Annotated in this window: 14 protein-coding genes and 1 tRNA gene; 8 read left to right on the forward strand and 7 right to left on the reverse strand. The window is 69.1% G+C overall.

Going from position 1 to position 16406, the window contains the following annotated elements; translation table 11 throughout:
• Window positions 1–139: 139 nt before the first annotated feature.
• Window positions 140–1471: a dihydroorotase gene (locus tag BRX43_RS03905; RefSeq protein ID WP_125993532.1), complete on the reverse strand. Its 1332-nt coding sequence runs from the start codon at window positions 1469–1471 to the stop codon at window positions 140–142.
• 75 nt (window positions 1472–1546) lie between these two features.
• Here BRX43_RS03905 and BRX43_RS03910 point away from each other — a divergent pair, with 75 nt between their 5' ends.
• On the forward strand, window positions 1547–2281 hold the full coding sequence (locus BRX43_RS03910) for a folate-binding protein YgfZ (protein ID WP_125993533.1): 735 nt from the start codon (window positions 1547–1549) through the stop codon (window positions 2279–2281).
• Here the strand turns inward: BRX43_RS03910 and BRX43_RS03915 are convergent.
• On the reverse strand, window positions 2278–3171 hold the full coding sequence (locus BRX43_RS03915; protein ID WP_206433098.1) for a peptidylprolyl isomerase: 894 nt from the start codon (window positions 3169–3171) through the stop codon (window positions 2278–2280). The genes BRX43_RS03910 and BRX43_RS03915 overlap by 4 nt on opposite strands.
• An 88-nt stretch (window positions 3172–3259) precedes the next feature.
• On the opposite strand from BRX43_RS03915, the gene BRX43_RS03920 reads away from it, so the two are divergent.
• The 4 genes from BRX43_RS03920 to BRX43_RS03935 all read left to right on the forward strand — a co-directional run bounded on the left by BRX43_RS03920 (window position 3260) and on the right by BRX43_RS03935 (window position 9374).
• Window positions 3260–3350 (forward strand) — tRNA-Ser (locus BRX43_RS03920).
• A gap of 200 nt (window positions 3351–3550) precedes the next feature.
• The gene (locus BRX43_RS03925; RefSeq protein ID WP_125993534.1) at window positions 3551–5665 is read left to right on the forward strand and encodes a metallophosphoesterase; all 2115 of its coding nucleotides are present in this window, start codon (window positions 3551–3553) and stop codon (window positions 5663–5665) included.
• 80 nt (window positions 5666–5745) lie between these two features.
• Window positions 5746–6549, forward strand: a complete 804-nt coding sequence (locus BRX43_RS20725; protein ID WP_241214749.1) for a PEPxxWA-CTERM sorting domain-containing protein — start codon at window positions 5746–5748, stop codon at window positions 6547–6549.
• 80 nt (window positions 6550–6629) lie between these two features.
• The gene (locus BRX43_RS03935; protein ID WP_125993535.1) at window positions 6630–9374 is read left to right on the forward strand and encodes a TonB-dependent receptor; all 2745 of its coding nucleotides are present in this window, start codon (window positions 6630–6632) and stop codon (window positions 9372–9374) included.
• A 51-nt stretch (window positions 9375–9425) separates the two neighbouring features.
• On the opposite strand, the gene BRX43_RS03940 is transcribed toward BRX43_RS03935, so the two are convergent.
• Genes BRX43_RS03940 through BRX43_RS03950 form a run of 3 tightly spaced genes read right to left on the reverse strand, consistent with a single transcriptional unit; the run spans window position 9426 to window position 11082 of the window.
• Window positions 9426–10067 carry a heme exporter protein CcmB gene (locus BRX43_RS03940; RefSeq protein ID WP_164523517.1) on the reverse strand — a complete coding sequence of 214 codons (642 nt, stop codon included), beginning with the start codon at window positions 10065–10067 and terminating at the stop codon, window positions 9426–9428.
• Window positions 10061–10651, reverse strand: coding sequence for a heme ABC exporter ATP-binding protein CcmA (gene ccmA, locus BRX43_RS03945; RefSeq protein ID WP_125993536.1), 591 nt, complete (start codon window positions 10649–10651; stop codon window positions 10061–10063). Before ccmA ends, BRX43_RS03940 begins: the two co-directional genes overlap by 7 nt.
• The gene (locus BRX43_RS03950) at window positions 10648–11082 is read right to left on the reverse strand and encodes a metallopeptidase family protein (protein ID WP_125993537.1); all 435 of its coding nucleotides are present in this window, start codon (window positions 11080–11082) and stop codon (window positions 10648–10650) included. Before BRX43_RS03950 ends, ccmA begins: the two co-directional genes overlap by 4 nt.
• Before the next feature lie 37 nt (window positions 11083–11119).
• On the opposite strand from BRX43_RS03950, the gene BRX43_RS03955 reads away from it, so the two are divergent.
• Entirely contained in the window at window positions 11120–11416 is a 297-nt protein-coding gene (locus BRX43_RS03955; protein WP_206433099.1) for a 4a-hydroxytetrahydrobiopterin dehydratase, read from the forward strand.
• A 192-nt stretch (window positions 11417–11608) separates the two neighbouring features.
• On the opposite strand, the gene serA is transcribed toward BRX43_RS03955, so the two are convergent.
• Together serA and BRX43_RS03965 are read right to left on the reverse strand one after the other, a co-directional pair.
• Entirely contained in the window at window positions 11609–13186 is a 1578-nt protein-coding gene (serA, locus tag BRX43_RS03960; protein ID WP_125993538.1) for a phosphoglycerate dehydrogenase, read from the reverse strand.
• Between the two features lie 117 nt (window positions 13187–13303).
• Window positions 13304–14458 (reverse strand): phosphoserine transaminase, encoded by a 1155-nt coding sequence (locus tag BRX43_RS03965; RefSeq protein WP_125993539.1) that lies wholly within the window; start codon window positions 14456–14458, stop codon window positions 13304–13306.
• A 309-nt stretch (window positions 14459–14767) separates the two neighbouring features.
• Here BRX43_RS03965 and BRX43_RS03970 point away from each other — a divergent pair, with 309 nt between their 5' ends.
• Window positions 14768–15430 (forward strand): extensin family protein, encoded by a 663-nt coding sequence (locus BRX43_RS03970; protein ID WP_206433100.1) that lies wholly within the window; start codon window positions 14768–14770, stop codon window positions 15428–15430.
• Between the two features lie 42 nt (window positions 15431–15472).
• On the forward strand, window positions 15473–16351 hold the full coding sequence (locus tag BRX43_RS03975; protein ID WP_125993540.1) for a TIGR00730 family Rossman fold protein: 879 nt from the start codon (window positions 15473–15475) through the stop codon (window positions 16349–16351).
• Window positions 16352–16406 lie beyond the last annotated feature (55 nt).

Below are 16406 nucleotides of genomic sequence, written 5' to 3' on the forward strand. Positions count from 1 at the left end.
GATCGGCGTTGCAGCGAACGCATGTGGACATGGCCGGAAGGCTCCCCTCCGGGGAACCGGGGGAGGCCAGCCCGTCGATCCTGGCATCACCCCGCGCCGGGATGGTCACGGCGCAGGAACCACCCCTGCCCCGCCCCGGTCAGCCGAAATCGACCGCCTCGAACCGGATCGGCTCGCCCTGCGCGCGTTCGCCGAGCTGATCCTCCCACATCGCGACATGGCCGCGCACGATCGTGCCGATCGGCTTGCCGGTCAGCGCCATGCCGGTGAAGGGCGACCAGCCGGCGCGGCTCGCCAGCCAGGCCTCGTCCACCGTCCACCGCTTGCGCCGGTCGACGATCGTGAAGTCGGCATCATAGCCGCGCACGATCCGCCCCTTGCCGACGATCCCGAACACGCGCTGCGCGCCCGCGCTGGTCAGTTCGATCAGCCGCTGCATCGTCAGCCGCCCCTCGGCGACATGGTTGAGCAGCAGCGGCAGCAGCGTCTGCACGCCGGGCATCCCGCTCGGGCTGTCGGGATAGGGCTTGGCCTTCTCCTCCAGCGTGTGCGGCGCATGGTCGGAACCGATCACGTCGGGCACGCCTTGGTTCAGCCAATGCCACAGGCCGTCGCGATGCGCGCCGCTGCGGATCGGCGGGTTCATCTGCGCCAGCGTGCCCAGCCGCGGATAGGCCTCCTCGCCCGCCAGCGTCAGATGCTGGGGCGTCACCTCGCAGGTGGCGATATCCTTGTTCTGCCCCAGTAGTTCCAGCTCGGCCGGGGTGGTGACGTGCAGGACGTGGATGCGCCGCTTCGCCGCGCGGGCCAGCGCCAGGATACGCTTGGTCGCCAGCAGCGCGCTCTCGTCGTCGCGCCAGACCGGATGCGACGACGGGTCGCCCGCGATCCGCTCGCCCGTCCGCGCCTGCATCCGCGCCTCGTCCTCGGCATGGATGGCGACGCGGCGATGGCCCGACGCCAGCACGTCCGCCAGCGACGAATCCTCCGACACCAGCAAGTCGCCGGTCGATGCGCCCATGAAGATCTTCACCCCCGCCGTGCCCGGCCGCCGCTCCAGCGCGGCGAGTTCGGCGGCGTTGGCGTTGGTCGCGCCGACATAGAAGGCATGGTCGCACCACATGCGATGATGCGCACGCGCCAGCTTGTCGTCGATCGCCGCCGCGCTGTCCGTATTGGGCTTGGTGTTCGGCATCTCGAACACGGCGGTCACGCCGCCCATCACCGCCGCGCGGCTGCCGGTCTCCAGATCCTCCTTGTGGGTCAGGCCCGGCTCGCGGAAATGGACCTGGGTGTCGATCACGCCGGGCAGGATGTCGAGCCCGGTGCAGTCGATCCGCCGGCCTGCATCGGCCGGGCTGCCGGGGGCGACCAGCGCGACGATGCGGCCGTCGGTCACGCCCACCGAAGCCTCGACGGGGCCGCCGGGCGTGTGGACCGTACCGCCGGAGAGGAGCAGGTCGAACGTCATGGGGCCATCCTTTCGTTGCATTCACGGAGCGCGCCGAGGCTTTCGCCGGGCGCGGCGCCCTCCTACCTTGGCGACATGAACGAGACTAGTCCGGGAATGCTCGCCGATCGCGCCGTGTTGCGCGTCGCGGGCGATGATGTGCGCGGCTTCCTCCAGGGGCTGGTGACCAACGACTGCGCGGCGCTCGCGCCCGACGCGCCGCGCTGGGCGGCGCTGCTCAGTCCGCAGGGCAAGGCGCTGTTCGACTTCCTCCTCTGGGCGGATGGCGACGATGTGCTGGTCGATGCGGAGGCCGCGCAGGCCGAGGCGCTGGCGAAGCGGCTGACCCTCTATCGCCTGCGCCGCGCGATCACGATCACGCCGACCGATCTCAAGGTGCACTGGTCGCCCGACGGCGGCCAGGGCGTGCCCGACCCCCGGCTGGCGGCGCTGGGCACGCGCTGGCTCGCCCCCGCCGGGCCGGACGCCGCCGTGGCGCAGGGCTGGACCGCGCATCGCCTGGGGCTGGGCGTGACCGAGGGGGTGGGCGAACTGGGCTCGGCCGAGACGCTGTGGCTGGAATGCAATGCGCGCGAGCTGAACGGCGTCAGCTTCACCAAGGGCTGCTATGTCGGGCAGGAGAATACCGCGCGGATGCACCATCGCAGCAAGGTGAACCGCCGGCTGGTCGTCGCGCCGCTGGCCGAGCCGGGCGACCGGACGCGCGCCACCTATCCCCCGCTCGGCCTGATGGTGGAGCATCGCCGCGTCGAATCGCTCGGCGATGCGTTCAGGCCCGACTGGCTGGCGACGGCGCTGGCCGAGACCTAGGGCAGGCGCCGCACCGGCGGCAGCGCGGCGCAGATGTCCGCCCCGCCCGCCGGCACGGTGAAGAAGGGGCCGGCACGATTCTCGCGGCTCGCGATCCAGGCGCGGAAGCGCGCATTGTCGGTGCGGCGATAGGCGAAGTGCGGGCGCTCGGCCGCCGGCAGGTCGCTGGCGAACCGCGCCGAGACGATCGGCAGCCGCTCGCCTTCCGTCTTGTAGAAGCCCAGCTCGCCGGTGCCGCGCGGCAGGACGGACAGCCGCTCGATCCCATCGATCACCCGGCCGACGATCGCGATATTGCGGTCGAGGGCGCGCGGCGAATGGCCGATCACCGTATAGAGCTCGGCCCCGCTGCCGGTATCGGGGGCCAGGTCGCGCGCCACCCCGACCATGGCATAGCAATGCGGCACCCATTGCCGCGCGCCGCTGCCCGCCAGCGGCCAGCCGTCGCGGCTATAACCCGCCCATTCGGCATAGGGATCGCGCCGCGACAGCCGCGCCGCCACGGTCGTGGCATTGGCGGGCTGGTCATATTCGGCGGGCGGCGGCGTGACGAGGCCAGCGGGCAACGGCTTCTTCTCGGTCGCGTCGCCCCATTGCGCGACATAATTGTCCTGCACCCGGTAGACGCTGGCCCCCGCATCCCACCAGCGCGCCGCCGCCAGCCGGCGGATATTGGCGACATGCACCGGCGCATAGGGCGCGGCCAGCCGCACCGTCACCGTGCCGCCGCCGCGCAGCGTGAAGATGAGCAGCTCGTCATCGGGGATCGCCACCCAATCCGCCGGCAGCGCATCGCCAGGCGCCGGCGCCACCTTGGGCGAAGCCGGCGCGGGGACGGGCGTGGCGGGCGTCGCGGCCTGGAGCAGGCCGGCGAGAAGCAGGATCGACATGGCCGCGAACCTGCCCGAGCCGCTTTCGTTGCGCAATCGACTTGCGCGACGCGCGATCGGGCTCTAGGGCACCGCTTCCGGGTAATGCGGAGCGGTGGCCGAGTGGTCGAAGGCGCTCGCCTGGAAAGTGAGTATACGTCAAAAGCGTATCGAGGGTTCGAATCCCTCCCGCTCCGCCACCATCTCCTACATGTGCTGACATGATCCCTTGGCGGTCCCGCGCCGGTCACTCCTGCCATAAGCATGGAGCACCCCCCCTCCGAACATGACATTAACGGCATATTTGTCATGCCACAGAAATATGTCCGAAACGGGCACGTAACAGGACCAATCTAGGGCCATTCCCGAATCGGCGCATAGGCCGGCAAGGGGAAATCACATGTCATCCGAGAAGGAAGGGCGCGGCCTGGGGCGCGTGGCCGATCGTCGAGCGTTGCTGCGCAGCGTCGCCGGCTTCACCACGTTGCCGATCGGCGCGGCGCTGTTGTCGGGCTGTGGCGAGGGGAGTAGCGCCGCCGCCGCCGCCGCGACCGCCAGCGCCGGCACCGATGCGGTCGCGATGGGCGCCGGCCGCACGCCCGCCGCGACCACCAGCTTCGCGCTCGCGGTGCTGCCCGACACGCAATTCTATTCGCGCTACGCGACGACCGACGAGAGCCAGCAGTTCCAGCGCAAGTACGGCAGCACGCCGTTCGACGCGCAGACCCGCTGGATCGCGGACAATGCCGCCGCCTACAACATCCCCTTCGTCGTGCATCTGGGCGACGTGGTCGATCAGGTCGGCAAGCCCAACCAATGGACGATCGCCGACGCGGCGATGAAAAATCTGGAGGCCGCCAAGGTCCCCTATTCGATCCTGGCCGGCAATCACGACGTGCTGGTCGACTACGACTATCGCGGCAGCTGGGACCAGAACAGCGGCACCGACGCGCAGCGCAACCTATCGGCCGAACCCTATCTCAAGACCTTCCCGGCGAGCCGGGCCGCGCAGCAGGCGACCTTCCGGGAGCGTGATCCGTCGGGCTTCCACGAATATCATGTGTTCGAGGCGTTCGGTGTCCGGTTCATGATGCTGTCGCTGTCGTGGCGCATCTCCGACGCCGGCATCGCCTGGGCCCGCGACGCGATCCGCCGCAACCCGACGCTGCCGGTCATCCTGTCCAACCACCAGCTGCTCAACATCGACAGCGACGGCATCAGCCCGCTCGAGACCGAATATGGCAAGATGCTGTGGGACAAGCTGATCCGCGACAACGACCAGATCTTCATGACGCTGAACGGCCATCATCATGGCGGCGCGCGGCTGAGCAAGACCAACGATTTCGGCAATGTCGTCGAGGAGATGGTGGTCGATTACCAGATGGCCTATCAGGGCGGCAACGGCCTGATGCGGCTCTATGAGTTCGACTTCGGCGCCAACACGATCGACGTGATGTCCTTCTCGCCCTGGGTGGTGCAGAAGCCCAAGGCGTCGCTCAACCAGTTCGACCGCGCGATCCTGCCCGAGGCGAACCACCGCTTCACCATCGCGATGAACTTCAAGAAGCGGTTCGCCGGCTTCCTGCGGTTCAGGCCCATGCTGTCGACCACCGGCACGCCGATCCTGGCGCGCGTCCAGTCGAAGCTGCTGGAGAATTATGTCGAGCCGGTGGTGCCGGTGCCCGCCGCGCCCAGGGACGCCAACGACTATCCGGTGGTGCCCGATACCTATGCCCATTGGCGGCCGATGCCGGGCCGCGACGGCCAGATCGTGCAGGTCGGCGACACGCTGGCCGATGTCGCGAGCGGCTTCACCATGGCGCGCGTGCCGCTGGTCGCGCCGGCGCTGGTCGACGATGTGGTCTGGTCCGACGACCATCACGCGCTGTCCTCGGCCGGGGCGAGCATCCTGTTCCGCAACACCGACAAGCGGGTGGCGCGCAACAGCTCCTTCGCCACCGCGATGGATGCGGGCGTGAACGGCCGCAGCTTCTGGAACGGCTATACGGTCGAGAGCTTCGTCAAGATTCCGACCGATTGGGACCCGGCGCTGCACCGCTGGGGCAATATGCTCGGTCGCTGCGGCAATCGCGGGCTGCTGCCCGGCTTTCGCGGCGGCGATGCGCAGGCCTCGTCGGTGCTGTTCGCCATCTCGTCGCTGCGCGAGGTGCAGTGGGAGGTCGTGCCGGCCAGCAACTCCAGCTACCCGCAGACCAACTGGTCGGGCGAGATCATCCGCAACAGCTGGTATCACATCGCCATCGTCTGCACGCCGATCGCCGGCACCACCAACGCCGAGACGATCATGTATGTCGAGGGCGCGCCGGTGATGCGCAACGTGATCGGCGCCACCGGCATGCGCTCCGCCACCAATCCGGGGCCGCAGCCCTGGATCCTGGGCGCGGGCTGGTGGGACGGCGCGCGCAAGGACGGCTTCTATGGCTGGCTGGGCGAGACCCGGTTGGTCGGCCGCCCGCTGACCCCCGACCAGTGGCTGACCGCGCGCCGCGCCTGACCCTTTCCCTTCCATTTCCTGCCGATGCCGGGTGCGGTCTGCGCGACCGCCGGCACGGCCACGACCTTCGGAGATTTTCGATGACCCTCCTCAAGGCGGCCTTGCTCGCCGCGCTCGCCCTGCCCGCCGCCGCCCAGGCCGCGCAGTTCCAGGCCGGTGCCGACATCTTCACCGGCACCGGCTTCGCCGGCCGCTATGTCGGTCCCGGCGGCCAGGTGCAGCCGAGCGGCCAGTGGCTGGGCGGCGTGCAGGGCGGCGGCGCCGGTACGTTCGACAATTTCGGCTTCTACAATCGCGGCGTCGGCGCGCTGACCCAGAACCGGCAGGTCGAGTTGCTGAGCGGCAACCTGTTCCGGTTCCTCGACACCTTCACCAACACCACCGCCGCGCGAATCCACACCACGGTCCAGTTCTTCGGCAATCTGGGGTCGGACGGCGACGAGCTGGTCAGCACCAAGGCCGGCGGCCTGATGGTGTCCTGCCAAGACGATGGCGACGGCAACTGCACCGAGGATGCGGTGATCGCGCTGGTCGCCGGCGATAACGGGCTGGCGCAACAGGGCATCGCGCCCGATCGGTATACGGTCGGCTTCGACCTGGACGTGGCGGCGGGGCAGAGCGTCAGCCTGCTCAACTTCGCCTTCCTGGCGCGCGACAGGGACGGCCCGACCGCCGACGACGTGACGTTGGCGACCGAAACCGGCCGCGCGCTGCTCACCGCCGCGCGGGTCGAGGGGCTGACCGACGCGCAGCGCGTCAGCATCGTCAACTTCTCCGCCAGCGCGCTGCCCGAGCCGGCGAGCTGGGTGATGATGATCCTGGGCTTCGGCCTGGCGGGCGGGATGCTGCGCCGCCGCCGCGCCCTCGTCGCGCTCACCGCCTGATCCACGACCACGCCTGATCCGGGACGTCGCCGATCCGGCGGCGTCCCGACCCTTTTTCCTATTTTGCGAAGAGTATTCCCATGTTGCTGAAGACCAAGCTGCTGCTGTCCGGCGCCGCGGCCTCCACCCTGTTCATCGCCAGCCTGGCCGCCGCGCAGGACGCCCCGTCCGCCGCCGAGCAGGGCGCGACCGACCAGACCGCCACCGAATCGCTGGTCAGCGACATCGTCGTCAACGGCCGCCGCCAGCAGAGCGCGATCGCCGAGGAGAAGGCGGCGGTCGGCGTCGTCGATATCGTCACCGTCGGCGACGTCGCCATCCACTCGCAGACCAGCATCGCCGACCTGGCCAAGCAGCTGCCCGGCGTGTCGGTCAGCCGCGACCAGGGCCGCAACCAGAGCGCGACCGGCGAGGCGCAGTTCGTCACGATCCGCGGCTTCGACGCCAGCTACAATGCCTATACGCTGGACGGGCTGCGCCTGCCGCAGACGGCGGGCAGCTCGCGCGCCATCTCGCTCAACCTCTTCTCGCCCTTCGCGATCGGCAACATCGTCGTCGACAAGACGCCGGGCGCGAACAAGGATTCGGACTCGATCGCGGGCATCATCGACCTGCGCACCCCGACCGCCTTCGACTTCGCCCAGCATTTCCTGCGCGCCCGCGTGCTGGCGCAGGGAGCCGAGCAGGCGATCGCCCAGAAGCAGGAGGGGTTCGGCGGCGCGATCGGCCTGGACATGGCGCAGCGTTTCGGCGCGTCGAACCAGTTCGGCCTTTATCTGGCCGGCTATTACGAGGAACGAGGCAACACCGCCGAATCGACCGCCGTGCAGAACGACTATCGCACCACCATGGCCAATGTCGGCACCGCGCGCGCCAATCCGACCGCGCTGTCGGCGGACGGGGTGCAGTGGAATTTCTACAACAACACAATCAAGCGCTACGGCGCGACCGGCGCGTTCGACTATCGGAGCGCGCCCGTGGATCTGTTCGCGCGGGTCAATTACGCGACCTATTTCAACACCAACACGATGAACCAGACGGGCCTGCGCAACGAGCTGACCAGCGGCCAGACCAATCCCAATCCGAATGGCGGCCGCTACAATGCGGCGGGCGTCTTCACCCCCTATGGCATCAACCCGGCCAGCTATTTCCGCACCGAGGATGTCGAGCAGGAACTGCTGTCGGCGCAGATCGGCGCGCACGCCCATGCCGGCGCCTTCACCGCCTCGCTGGAGGGCGGCTATGCCGATGGCCGGTTCGACCAGCCGCGACGGATCGAGGCGGCGTTCCGCGGCATCGCCTATAACGGCGCGGCCGGGAACACCGGCGTCGCGACCGCGGGACTGACCGTCGACCTCGGCGACCCGCGCTCACCGCGCCCGGTGCTCTCCTCGGGCGCGCAGGCCTATGTCGGCTCGCTCGACCGGCCGAGCCAGCTCTATATCCAGCAGGGCTATGATTACCTGACCGAGCGCAAGAAGACGCTGAAGGGCAGCATCGGCTGGACCGGCGAAGGCGTGCTGGCGTCGTTCGAGGTCGGCGGCCTGTACGAGGATTCGCATCGCGAGGGCCGCAGCCTCGCGCCCGACGAGACGCGCTACCGCTTCAGGACGCCGCTCCAGAACGGCACCGTCGTCGGCCCCACGATCAACCAGTATCTGGGCCAGGTGCTGACCCGCTTCCTGGACTATTACCCGGCGCGGCCGATCAAGGTGATGTCGCGGTCGCAGCTCGACGCGCAGCAGAGCGAGTATGTGCCCGCGCGCATCGCCGCCGTGTCGCAGACCACGATCAACAGCGGGCTGCGCGACGGCAATGAGAAGCGCAAGACCGCCTATGCCATGGCCAATCTGAAGGCGGGCACGCTGGAGGTGACGCCAGGCGTCCGCTACGAGGCGAACGACTTTTCCGGTCGCTTCTATTTCCGCAACGCGGACGGCAGCTACACCTTCGCCACGGCGGGGCGGAAATACGACCATGTCGACCCCAGCGTGCTGGCGGCGTGGCGGCCGGACGACCGGATCGTGGTGCGCGGCGCGGTGCGGTCCAGCTATGCGCGGCCCGGCTTCGACCTGATCGCCGGCCCGACCTCGATCTCGACCAGCAACGGCCAGACCGTTATCACCCAGCCCAATCCGAACCTGAAGCCGGTCGACGGCTGGAGCTATGATGCCGGGATCGAATATTATGGCGGCGTCGGCCGCTATGTGCAGATCGCCGCCTACTACAAGGACCTGAACAACTTCATCGTCTCAACCGCGTCGCGCTCCGCCGCCAGCCAGCCGGGCGCGGACAATGTCGTCTATATCCGCCCGATCAACGGCGGCAGCGGCACGGCGAAGGGCATCGAGGCCTCGGGGCGCTTCACGCTGGGCGACATGGTGGGATCGTCGATGCTCGGCAATGTCGGCGTCGGCGGCAACATCACCTATCAGCGGACGCGCGCCACCTATATGGTCTCGGCCACCGACAGCCGCACGACCAGCCTGCCCCAGGCGCCCGACCTGATCTTCAACGCGGAGATCTTCTATGCCAGCGACGTGGTGCGGACGAACCTGTGGTACAACCGCACCGGCCGCTTCCTGGCGACCGTGCAGGATTCGCAGCCGGACATCTATGTCCAGGCGGCGGGCGAGCTGAACTTCGGCCTGGCGTTCAAGGTGACGCCGAACCTGGAGATCGGCGGATCGGTGCGCAACCTGCTCAACGAGCACACCTATTGGGCGACCACGGGGGCGGCGAAGACCTATATCTCGCCCGACCGCAATGGCGGCTATATGAAGACGGGGCGCGTCTTCCAGTTCAGCCTGACCATGTCGCGCTGAAGCGTGCGGGGGCCGGGCATCGCCCCGGCCCCCGTCACCCGGCGGAGGATGTCAATCCATCCCCGCCCGGATCGCCGCGCCGGCCACGAACGGGCTGCCGGCGACGAGCAACAGGCTGGTCGCGGCGAGCAGCTTGAACGCGCCCGCCCCGCCCTCCGCCAGCGCGCCCGCGCCGAAGATCAGCAGCGGCACCGCCAGCGGCAGCATCAACAGCCCGGCAAGCGCGCCCGCGCCGCGAAAGCCGGCGGTCAGCGCCGCCACCGCCACCGCCAGGGCGGCGAGCGCCGGCGTGCCGATCAGCAGGCCCAGCTCCACCCGCCACAGCAGGACACCGGGCAGGCCGAGCAGCCCCGCCGCCGCGACCGCCGCCGCCATCAGCGGTGGCGCGAAGGTCAGCCAGTGCGCCACCATCCGCGCGGCGGCGACCAGCGCCAGCGACAGGCCACGCACCGCCAGCTGGTCGAACACGCCCTGCTCCAGGTCCGGCGCGACCAGCCGCTCGACCGGCAGCAGCGCCGCGAGCAGCGCCGCCGCCCAGATCACCCCGCCGCCGATCCGCGCCAGCAACGCCGCATCCGGTCCGATCGCGAAGGGAAAGAGCGTCGCCACCAGCAGGAAGAAGATCACGACCAGGGTCGCGCCGCCGCCCGCATAGCCGCGCCGCACGTCGCGGGCGATCAGCGCGATCAGCATGGCGCATCCGGCATCGCGGTCAGCTCGACCGCCTGCGCCCCCGGCAGCGTCAGTGGCACATGCGTCGCGACCAGCACCGCGCCGCCGCCGGCCCGGTGCGCGGCGACCAGTGCCTCCAGCCGCGCGACCGCCGCGACATCCAGTCCGTTCGCCGGCTCGTCGAGCAACCACAGCGCCGCGCCGCTCGCCACCACCCGCGCCAGCGCGGCGCGGCGGCGTTGCCCGGTGGACAACATCTTCACCGGCACGTCGCGCAGCGCGGCCATCTCGACCCCTTCCAGCGCCGCCGCCACCCGGTCGCGGCCGCCGTCCAGCCGCGCCCAGAAATCGAGCGCCCGCCCCAGGGACAGTTCCGGATCGAGCGCCGCCGCCTCGCCCAGCAAGGTGCGCGACGGCGCGACCACGCGTCCCGCCGCCGGCGCCAGCATCCCGGCGCACAGCCGCAACAGGCTCGACTTGCCGACGCCGTTCGGCCCGGTGACCACCGCCGCCGCGCCCGCCGCCAGTCGCAGGTCGAGCCCGGCGAACAGCATCCGCCCGCCCCGGACGCAGGCGACGCCCTCCAACGTCAGCGGCGCGCTCAATCCTCCACCGAATCTTCCAGCGCGTGCATGTCGTCATCCGACAGGCCGAAATGATGGCCGATCTCATGCACCGTGACATGCGCGACCAGATCGTCCAGCCGCACGCCCGTCTCGATCCATTCCTCCAGGATCGCCCGGCGATAGAGATGGATGCGATCGGGCATCGCACCCGACTCCATCGCCGATTTCTCACCGATCGGGCGACCGTCGTAGAGTCCGGTCAGCTCGAACGGGTCGTCCAGGCCCAGCGCCGCCAGCACCTCGTCATCGGCGAATTCCTCGACCAGCAGCACCACGTCGCCCAGATGCGCGGCAAAGGCGGGAGGCAGGCGCTCGATCGTCGCGCGGGCGACCGATTCGATCCAGGCGGCGTCGGGCGCTTCTGCGAAATCGGGGCGGGCGGGGTCTTGCCGATCCATGCCGACCGCCATAGGCCCGCGCGGGCCGTAGGGGCAATAAGGGGAGCGGATGATGGTCGAGGCACTCAGCGAAGCGGAACGGGCGGAAGCGCTCGACGGCCTGCCCGAATGGGACCATGACGAGGCGCGCGACGCGATCACGCGCACCATCGTCTTCGCCGATTTCATCGAGGCGTTCGGCTTCATGACGCAGGTGGCGCTGATCGCCGAGCGGATGAACCATCATCCCGAATGGTCGAACGTCTACAACCGCGTCGAAATCCTGCTCACCACCCATGACGCGGGCGGCCTGTCGCCACGCGACATCGACATGGCCCAGGCGATCGACGCGATCGTCGAGGAATAAAATCCTTCCCCGCCGGGGAGCATCGCAAGCCCCCTTCCTGCCATCCCGGCGAAGGCCGGGATCCAGTGGGGGGGACGCTGGCAGGCTTCCACCTCCGCTCCCAAACCGGACCCCGGCCTCCGCCGGGGTGGAGCGTGAGGGAGATGACAGCCAGCCCTTTGCGACGCCCCCCGGCGGGGAAGCGTCAAGCGATCAGAACGACAGGCCCATGGCGGTCTTCACGCCCGGCAGCGCCTTGACCTGCGCCAGCAGCGCGGCGGTCACCGGCTCGTCGACCGACAGCAGCAGCACCGCCTCGCCGCCCGCCGAGCGGCGGCCGAGGTGGAAGGTGCCGATATTGACGCCCGCCTCGCCCAGCGTGGTGCCGAGCCGGCCGATGAAGCCCGGCGCGTCCTCGTTGACGACATAGAGCATCGAGCCGACCAAGTCGGCCTCGACCTTGATGCCGAACAGCTCGACCAGACGCGGCGCCTGATCGCCGAACAGCGTGCCGGCGACCGAACGCTCGCCATCGGCGGTGCGCACCGCGACGCGGACCAGCGTGTGATAGTCGCCCTCGCGCTCCGAACGGATCTCGCGCACCTCGATGCCGCGATCGCGGGCAAGGAGCGGCGCGTTGACCATGTTGACGGTCGCGGTCTGCGTCCCCAGGAAGCCGGCCAGCACCGCGCTGGTGATCGGCTTCTGGTTCAGCTCGGCCGCCGCGCCCTCGACATGCACCGAGATGCGGTCGATCGCACCGGTCGACAACTGGCCGACCAGTGCGCCCAGCTTTTCCGCCAGTGCCATATAGGGCTTCAGCTTCGGCGCTTCCTCGGCCGACAGGCTGGGCATGTTGAGCGCGTTGGTGACGCCGCCCGACACCAGGAAATCGGCCATCTGCTCGGCGACCTGGATCGCGACATTGACCTGCGCCTCGGTGGTCGACGCGCCCAGATGCGGGGTGGAGATGAAGTTGGGCGTGTTGAACAGCGGCGATTCCTTCGCCGGCTCGGTCACGAACACGTCGAGCGCCGCGCCCGCGACATGGCCCGAATCGAGCCCCGCCTTCAGCGCCGCCTCGTCGATCAGGCCGCCGCGCGCGCAGTTGATGATGCGCACGCCCTTCTTGGTCTTGGCGAGATTCTCCGCCGACAGGATGTTGCGCGTCTGGTCGGTCAGCGGCGTGTGCAGCGTGATGAAGTCGGCGCGGGCCAGCAGCTCGTCCAGCGTCACCTTCTCCACGCCCATCTCCAGCGCGCGCTCCGGCGTCAGGAAGGGATCGAAGGCGACGACCTTCATCTTCAGGCCGCGGGCGCGGTCGGCGACGATCGAGCCGATATTGCCGGCGCCGATCAGGCCCAGCGTCTTGCTGGTCAGCTCGACGCCCATGAAGCGGTTCTTCTCCCACTTGCCGGCCTGGGTCGAGGCATCGGCCTCGGGCAGCTGGCGGGCCAGCGCGAACATCAGCGCGATGGCGTGTTCGGCGGTGGTGATCGAGTTGCCGAACGGGGTGTTCATCACCACCACGCCCTTGGCGCTGGCGGCGGGGATGTCGACATTGTCGACGCCGATGCCGGCGCGGCCGACGACCTTCAGCTTGGTCGCATGCTCCAGGATCTCCTTGGTGACCTTGGTGGAGCTGCGGATCGCCAGGCCGTCATAGTCGCCGATGATCGCCATCAGCTCGGCCGGCGTCTTGCCGGTGATCTCGTCCACCTCGACGCCACGCTCGCGGAAGATCTGCGCGGCCTTGGGGTCCATCTTGTCGGAAATGAGAACTTTGACCATGGGAATTTCCCTTTCATGCGCGAACCCGCGCTCCTGCACACGCAGGAGCCCAGGGCCACGGGCAACATCGATTGAAATACCGGGCTCCCGCCTGCGCGGGAGCAGGGGAGCGCGGGTTCAGCCCGCCTTGGCCGTGGCGTAGGCCCAGTCGAGCCACGGCCCCAGCGCCTCGATATCGGCGGTGTCGACCGTCGCGCCGCACCAGATGCGCAGACCGGCTGGCGCATCGCGATAACCGGCGACGTCGAACGCCGCGCCTTCCTTCTCCAGCAGCGCCGCCATCTTCTTGATGAACGCCTCGTCCGCGCCCTCGACGGTCAGACAGACGCTGGTCTTGGACCGCGTCGCCGGATCGGCCGCCAGATGGCCCAGCCAGTCGCGCGCCTCGACGATCGCATCGAGCGCGGCGGCATTGGCGTCGGATCGGGCGATCAGCCCGTTCTCGCCCAGCCCCTTGGCCCATTCCAGCGCGAAGATCGCATCTTCCACCGCCAGCATCGACGGGGTGTTGATCGTCTCGCCCTTGAACACGCCCTCGGCCAGCTTGCCCTTGGACACCAGGCGGAACACCTTGGGCAGCGGCCAGGCGGGGGTGTAGGTCTCCAGCCGCTCGACCGCGCGCGGGCCCAGGATCAGCACGCCATGCGCGCCCTCGCCGCCCAGCACCTTCTGCCAGGAGAAGGTGGCGACATCGATCCTCGCCCAGTCGATGTCATAGGCGAACACGCCCGAGGTCGCATCGGCGAAGGACAGGCCCTCGCGGGTCTCAGGGATGAAGTCGGCGTTCGGCACGCGCACGCCGCTGGTCGTGCCGTTCCAGGTGAACAGCACGTCGGTGGACCAGTCGATCGCGCCCAGGTCGGGCAGCTGGCCGTAATCGGCGCGGATCACGGTCGGATCGATCTTGAGCTGCTTGACCGCATCGGTCACCCAGCCCTCGCCGAAGCTTTCCCAGGCGAGCGCGGTGACGCCGCGGGCGCCCAGCATCGTCCACATCGCCATTTCGAACGCGCCCGTGTCCGAGCCGGGGACGATGCCGATGCGATGCGTGTCGGGGAGCTTCAGCACCTCGCGCATCAGGTCGATGCAATATTGCAGCCGCTGCTTGCCGAGCTTCGAGCGGTGCGAACGGCCGAGGCTGTCGGTCGCGAGCTTGGCGGCATCCCAGCCTGGCGGCTTGGCGCAGGGACCGGAGCTGAAAAAGGGACGGGCCGGCGTGGTGCCGGGCTTCGCGGGCGCAAGAGTGGCGTCGGCGGCAGTCGTATCAGTCATTTAAGACTCTCCTCACAGAGAGCACGCGCGGCGTTGGGACCGCGTGGCCCGTCGACGGCCCTAGGCGAAAGCCGACCGCTTGCCAACCTGGATTTGGTCCGGCTGGACGATTAGGGGAGGCCGGCACGGGCCGAAGGTGGCAGGCAAATCCGACGCCCCGTCACAAGGTCCTGCAAAGGCAGCGCTTTGCGCCTGGCACGGGATGGTTGCCGAGGTCGACGTTCCACGCCTCCTGCTCCATCCCGGACGGGGGCCGGAATGGGAAATCGCGGTCGCGGGAGCCCCTGGCCTGGCGAATCGAACGGGAGAATGGGTTTGCGGTCACGGACGATCACCACCGGCGTCATGCTCGCCCTGACGCTCGCCGGCTGCGGCCGGGTCGATCGGCCGACCCGCCAGGCGTCCCGTCCCGAACCCTATCGCCCCTCCGCCCGCGAGACCGCACAGTGCGAGGCCGATCTGCGCCGCGAAGGCGTCGACTATCGCCGCCTGCCCGACAAGGAACTGGGGCCGGGCTGCGGCCTGTACGGCGCGGTGCAGCTGACCGATATCGGCGTGCCCGTCACCGGCGTCACCGCGATGCGCTGCGGCAATGCGCGGGCCTTTGCCGGCTGGGTCCGCAACGCCGTCGCCCCCGCCGCGTGGCAGATCCTGGGCTCGGAACTGGTCAGGGTGGAGGGGATGGGGACCTATGCCTGCCGCAACATCGTCGGCAGCAAGCGGATCGGCGACCGGCGCTCCGGCCATGCGCTGGCCAATGCGGTCGATGTCGGCGGCTTCGTGTTGAAGGACGGGCGGCGGGTCACCTTGCTGAACGACTGGACCTCGTCCGACCCGCGCGTGCGGCAATTCTGGACGACGATCCGCGCCTCCGCCTGCAAGCGATTCGGCACCGTGCTGTCGCCTGACTATAACGCCGCCCACCGTAACCACCTGCATCTGGAGGACGATGCCGCGCATTTCTGCCGCTGATCGGGCTTTGCGCGGGGCCGCGATTATGGCTACGACCCGGCGATGACTGATACCCGCGTACCCAGCCGCGTCTTTCCGCGCGCCAGCCAGGATGCCGAAAGCGCCAAGACCGTCGTCTCGACGCCGCAGACCGAAAATCCGGCCTATCGCCTCGCCTTCCAGGACATGGATTTCCTGCTGCGCGAGGACCTTCGCCCCGTCCGCTTCCAGCTCGAACTGCTGAAGGCGCAGTTGACGCTGGACGAGGCCCGGATCGCCTCCACCTTCGTCTTCTACGGTTCGGCGCGTATCCCGGAGCCGGCCAAGGCCCATGCGCTGCTGGAGATGGCCAGCGACGACAAGAGCCGCCGGATCGCCGAGCGGCTGGTCGAGAAGAGCCGCTATTATGACGTCGCGCGCGAACTGGCGCAGATCACCAGCCGCCTGCCGCGCGACGAGGCCGGGCGGCGGCACTTCGTCGTCTGCTCGGGCGGCGGCCCCTCGATCATGGAGGCGGCGAATCGCGGCGCGGCGGATGTCGGCGCGGAGTCGATCGGGCTCAACATCGTGCTGCCGCATGAGCAGGCCCCCAACCCCTATGTCACCCCGTCGCTGTCGCTCCAGTTCCACTATTTCGCGCTGCGCAAGATGCACTTCCTGCTCCATGCCCGCGCGCTGGCGGCCTTCCCCGGCGGCTTCGGCACGTTCGACGAGCTGTTCGAGCTGCTGACGCTGATCCAGACCGGCAAGATCGAGCCGATCCCGGTGCTGCTGGTCGGCCGCGCCTTCTGGGAGCGGGTCATCAATTTCGAGGCGCTGGTCGAAGAGGGCGTGGTGTCCGAACGCGATCTCGGCATCTTCACCTATGTCGAGACCGCCGAGGAGGCGTGGGACGTGGTGCGCCGCTTCTACGACGAGCGGGCGGCGCGCGCCGAGGCGTGAAAATTTCCGGCGGGGGAAGGAAACTCTCCCGCCGCACAGCCATTCATGACAAATA

Origin of the sequence: Sphingomonas sp. S-NIH.Pt15_0812 (genome assembly GCF_003951315.1) — a bacterium.
Classification (GTDB): domain Bacteria; phylum Pseudomonadota; class Alphaproteobacteria; order Sphingomonadales; family Sphingomonadaceae; genus Sphingomonas.

What these genes read in the sequence shown, in the direction of transcription:
- BRX43_RS03915 (WP_206433098.1), bottom strand. Translation starts at nt 3,171, where the DNA reads ATGTCGATCCTGCTTCTCGCCGGCCTGCTCCAGGCCGCGACGCCCGCC.
- BRX43_RS03975 (WP_125993540.1), top strand. Translation starts at nt 15,473, where the DNA reads ATGACTGATACCCGCGTACCCAGCCGCGTCTTTCCGCGCGCCAGCCAG.
- BRX43_RS03965 (WP_125993539.1), bottom strand. Translation starts at nt 14,458, where the DNA reads ATGACTGATACGACTGCCGCCGACGCCACTCTTGCGCCCGCGAAGCCC.
- BRX43_RS03940 (WP_164523517.1), bottom strand. Translation starts at nt 10,067, where the DNA reads ATGCTGATCGCGCTGATCGCCCGCGACGTGCGGCGCGGCTATGCGGGC.
- BRX43_RS03905 (WP_125993532.1), bottom strand. Translation starts at nt 1,471, where the DNA reads ATGACGTTCGACCTGCTCCTCTCCGGCGGTACGGTCCACACGCCCGGC.
- BRX43_RS03955 (WP_206433099.1), top strand. Translation starts at nt 11,120, where the DNA reads ATGATGGTCGAGGCACTCAGCGAAGCGGAACGGGCGGAAGCGCTCGAC.
- BRX43_RS03935 (WP_125993535.1), top strand. Translation starts at nt 6,630, where the DNA reads ATGTTGCTGAAGACCAAGCTGCTGCTGTCCGGCGCCGCGGCCTCCACC.
- BRX43_RS03970 (WP_206433100.1), top strand. Translation starts at nt 14,768, where the DNA reads ATGGGTTTGCGGTCACGGACGATCACCACCGGCGTCATGCTCGCCCTG.
- BRX43_RS20725 (WP_241214749.1), top strand. Translation starts at nt 5,746, where the DNA reads ATGACCCTCCTCAAGGCGGCCTTGCTCGCCGCGCTCGCCCTGCCCGCC.
- BRX43_RS03950 (WP_125993537.1), bottom strand. Translation starts at nt 11,082, where the DNA reads ATGGCGGTCGGCATGGATCGGCAAGACCCCGCCCGCCCCGATTTCGCA.
- serA (WP_125993538.1), bottom strand. Translation starts at nt 13,186, where the DNA reads ATGGTCAAAGTTCTCATTTCCGACAAGATGGACCCCAAGGCCGCGCAG.
- BRX43_RS03910 (WP_125993533.1), top strand. Translation starts at nt 1,547, where the DNA reads ATGAACGAGACTAGTCCGGGAATGCTCGCCGATCGCGCCGTGTTGCGC.
- BRX43_RS03925 (WP_125993534.1), top strand. Translation starts at nt 3,551, where the DNA reads ATGTCATCCGAGAAGGAAGGGCGCGGCCTGGGGCGCGTGGCCGATCGT.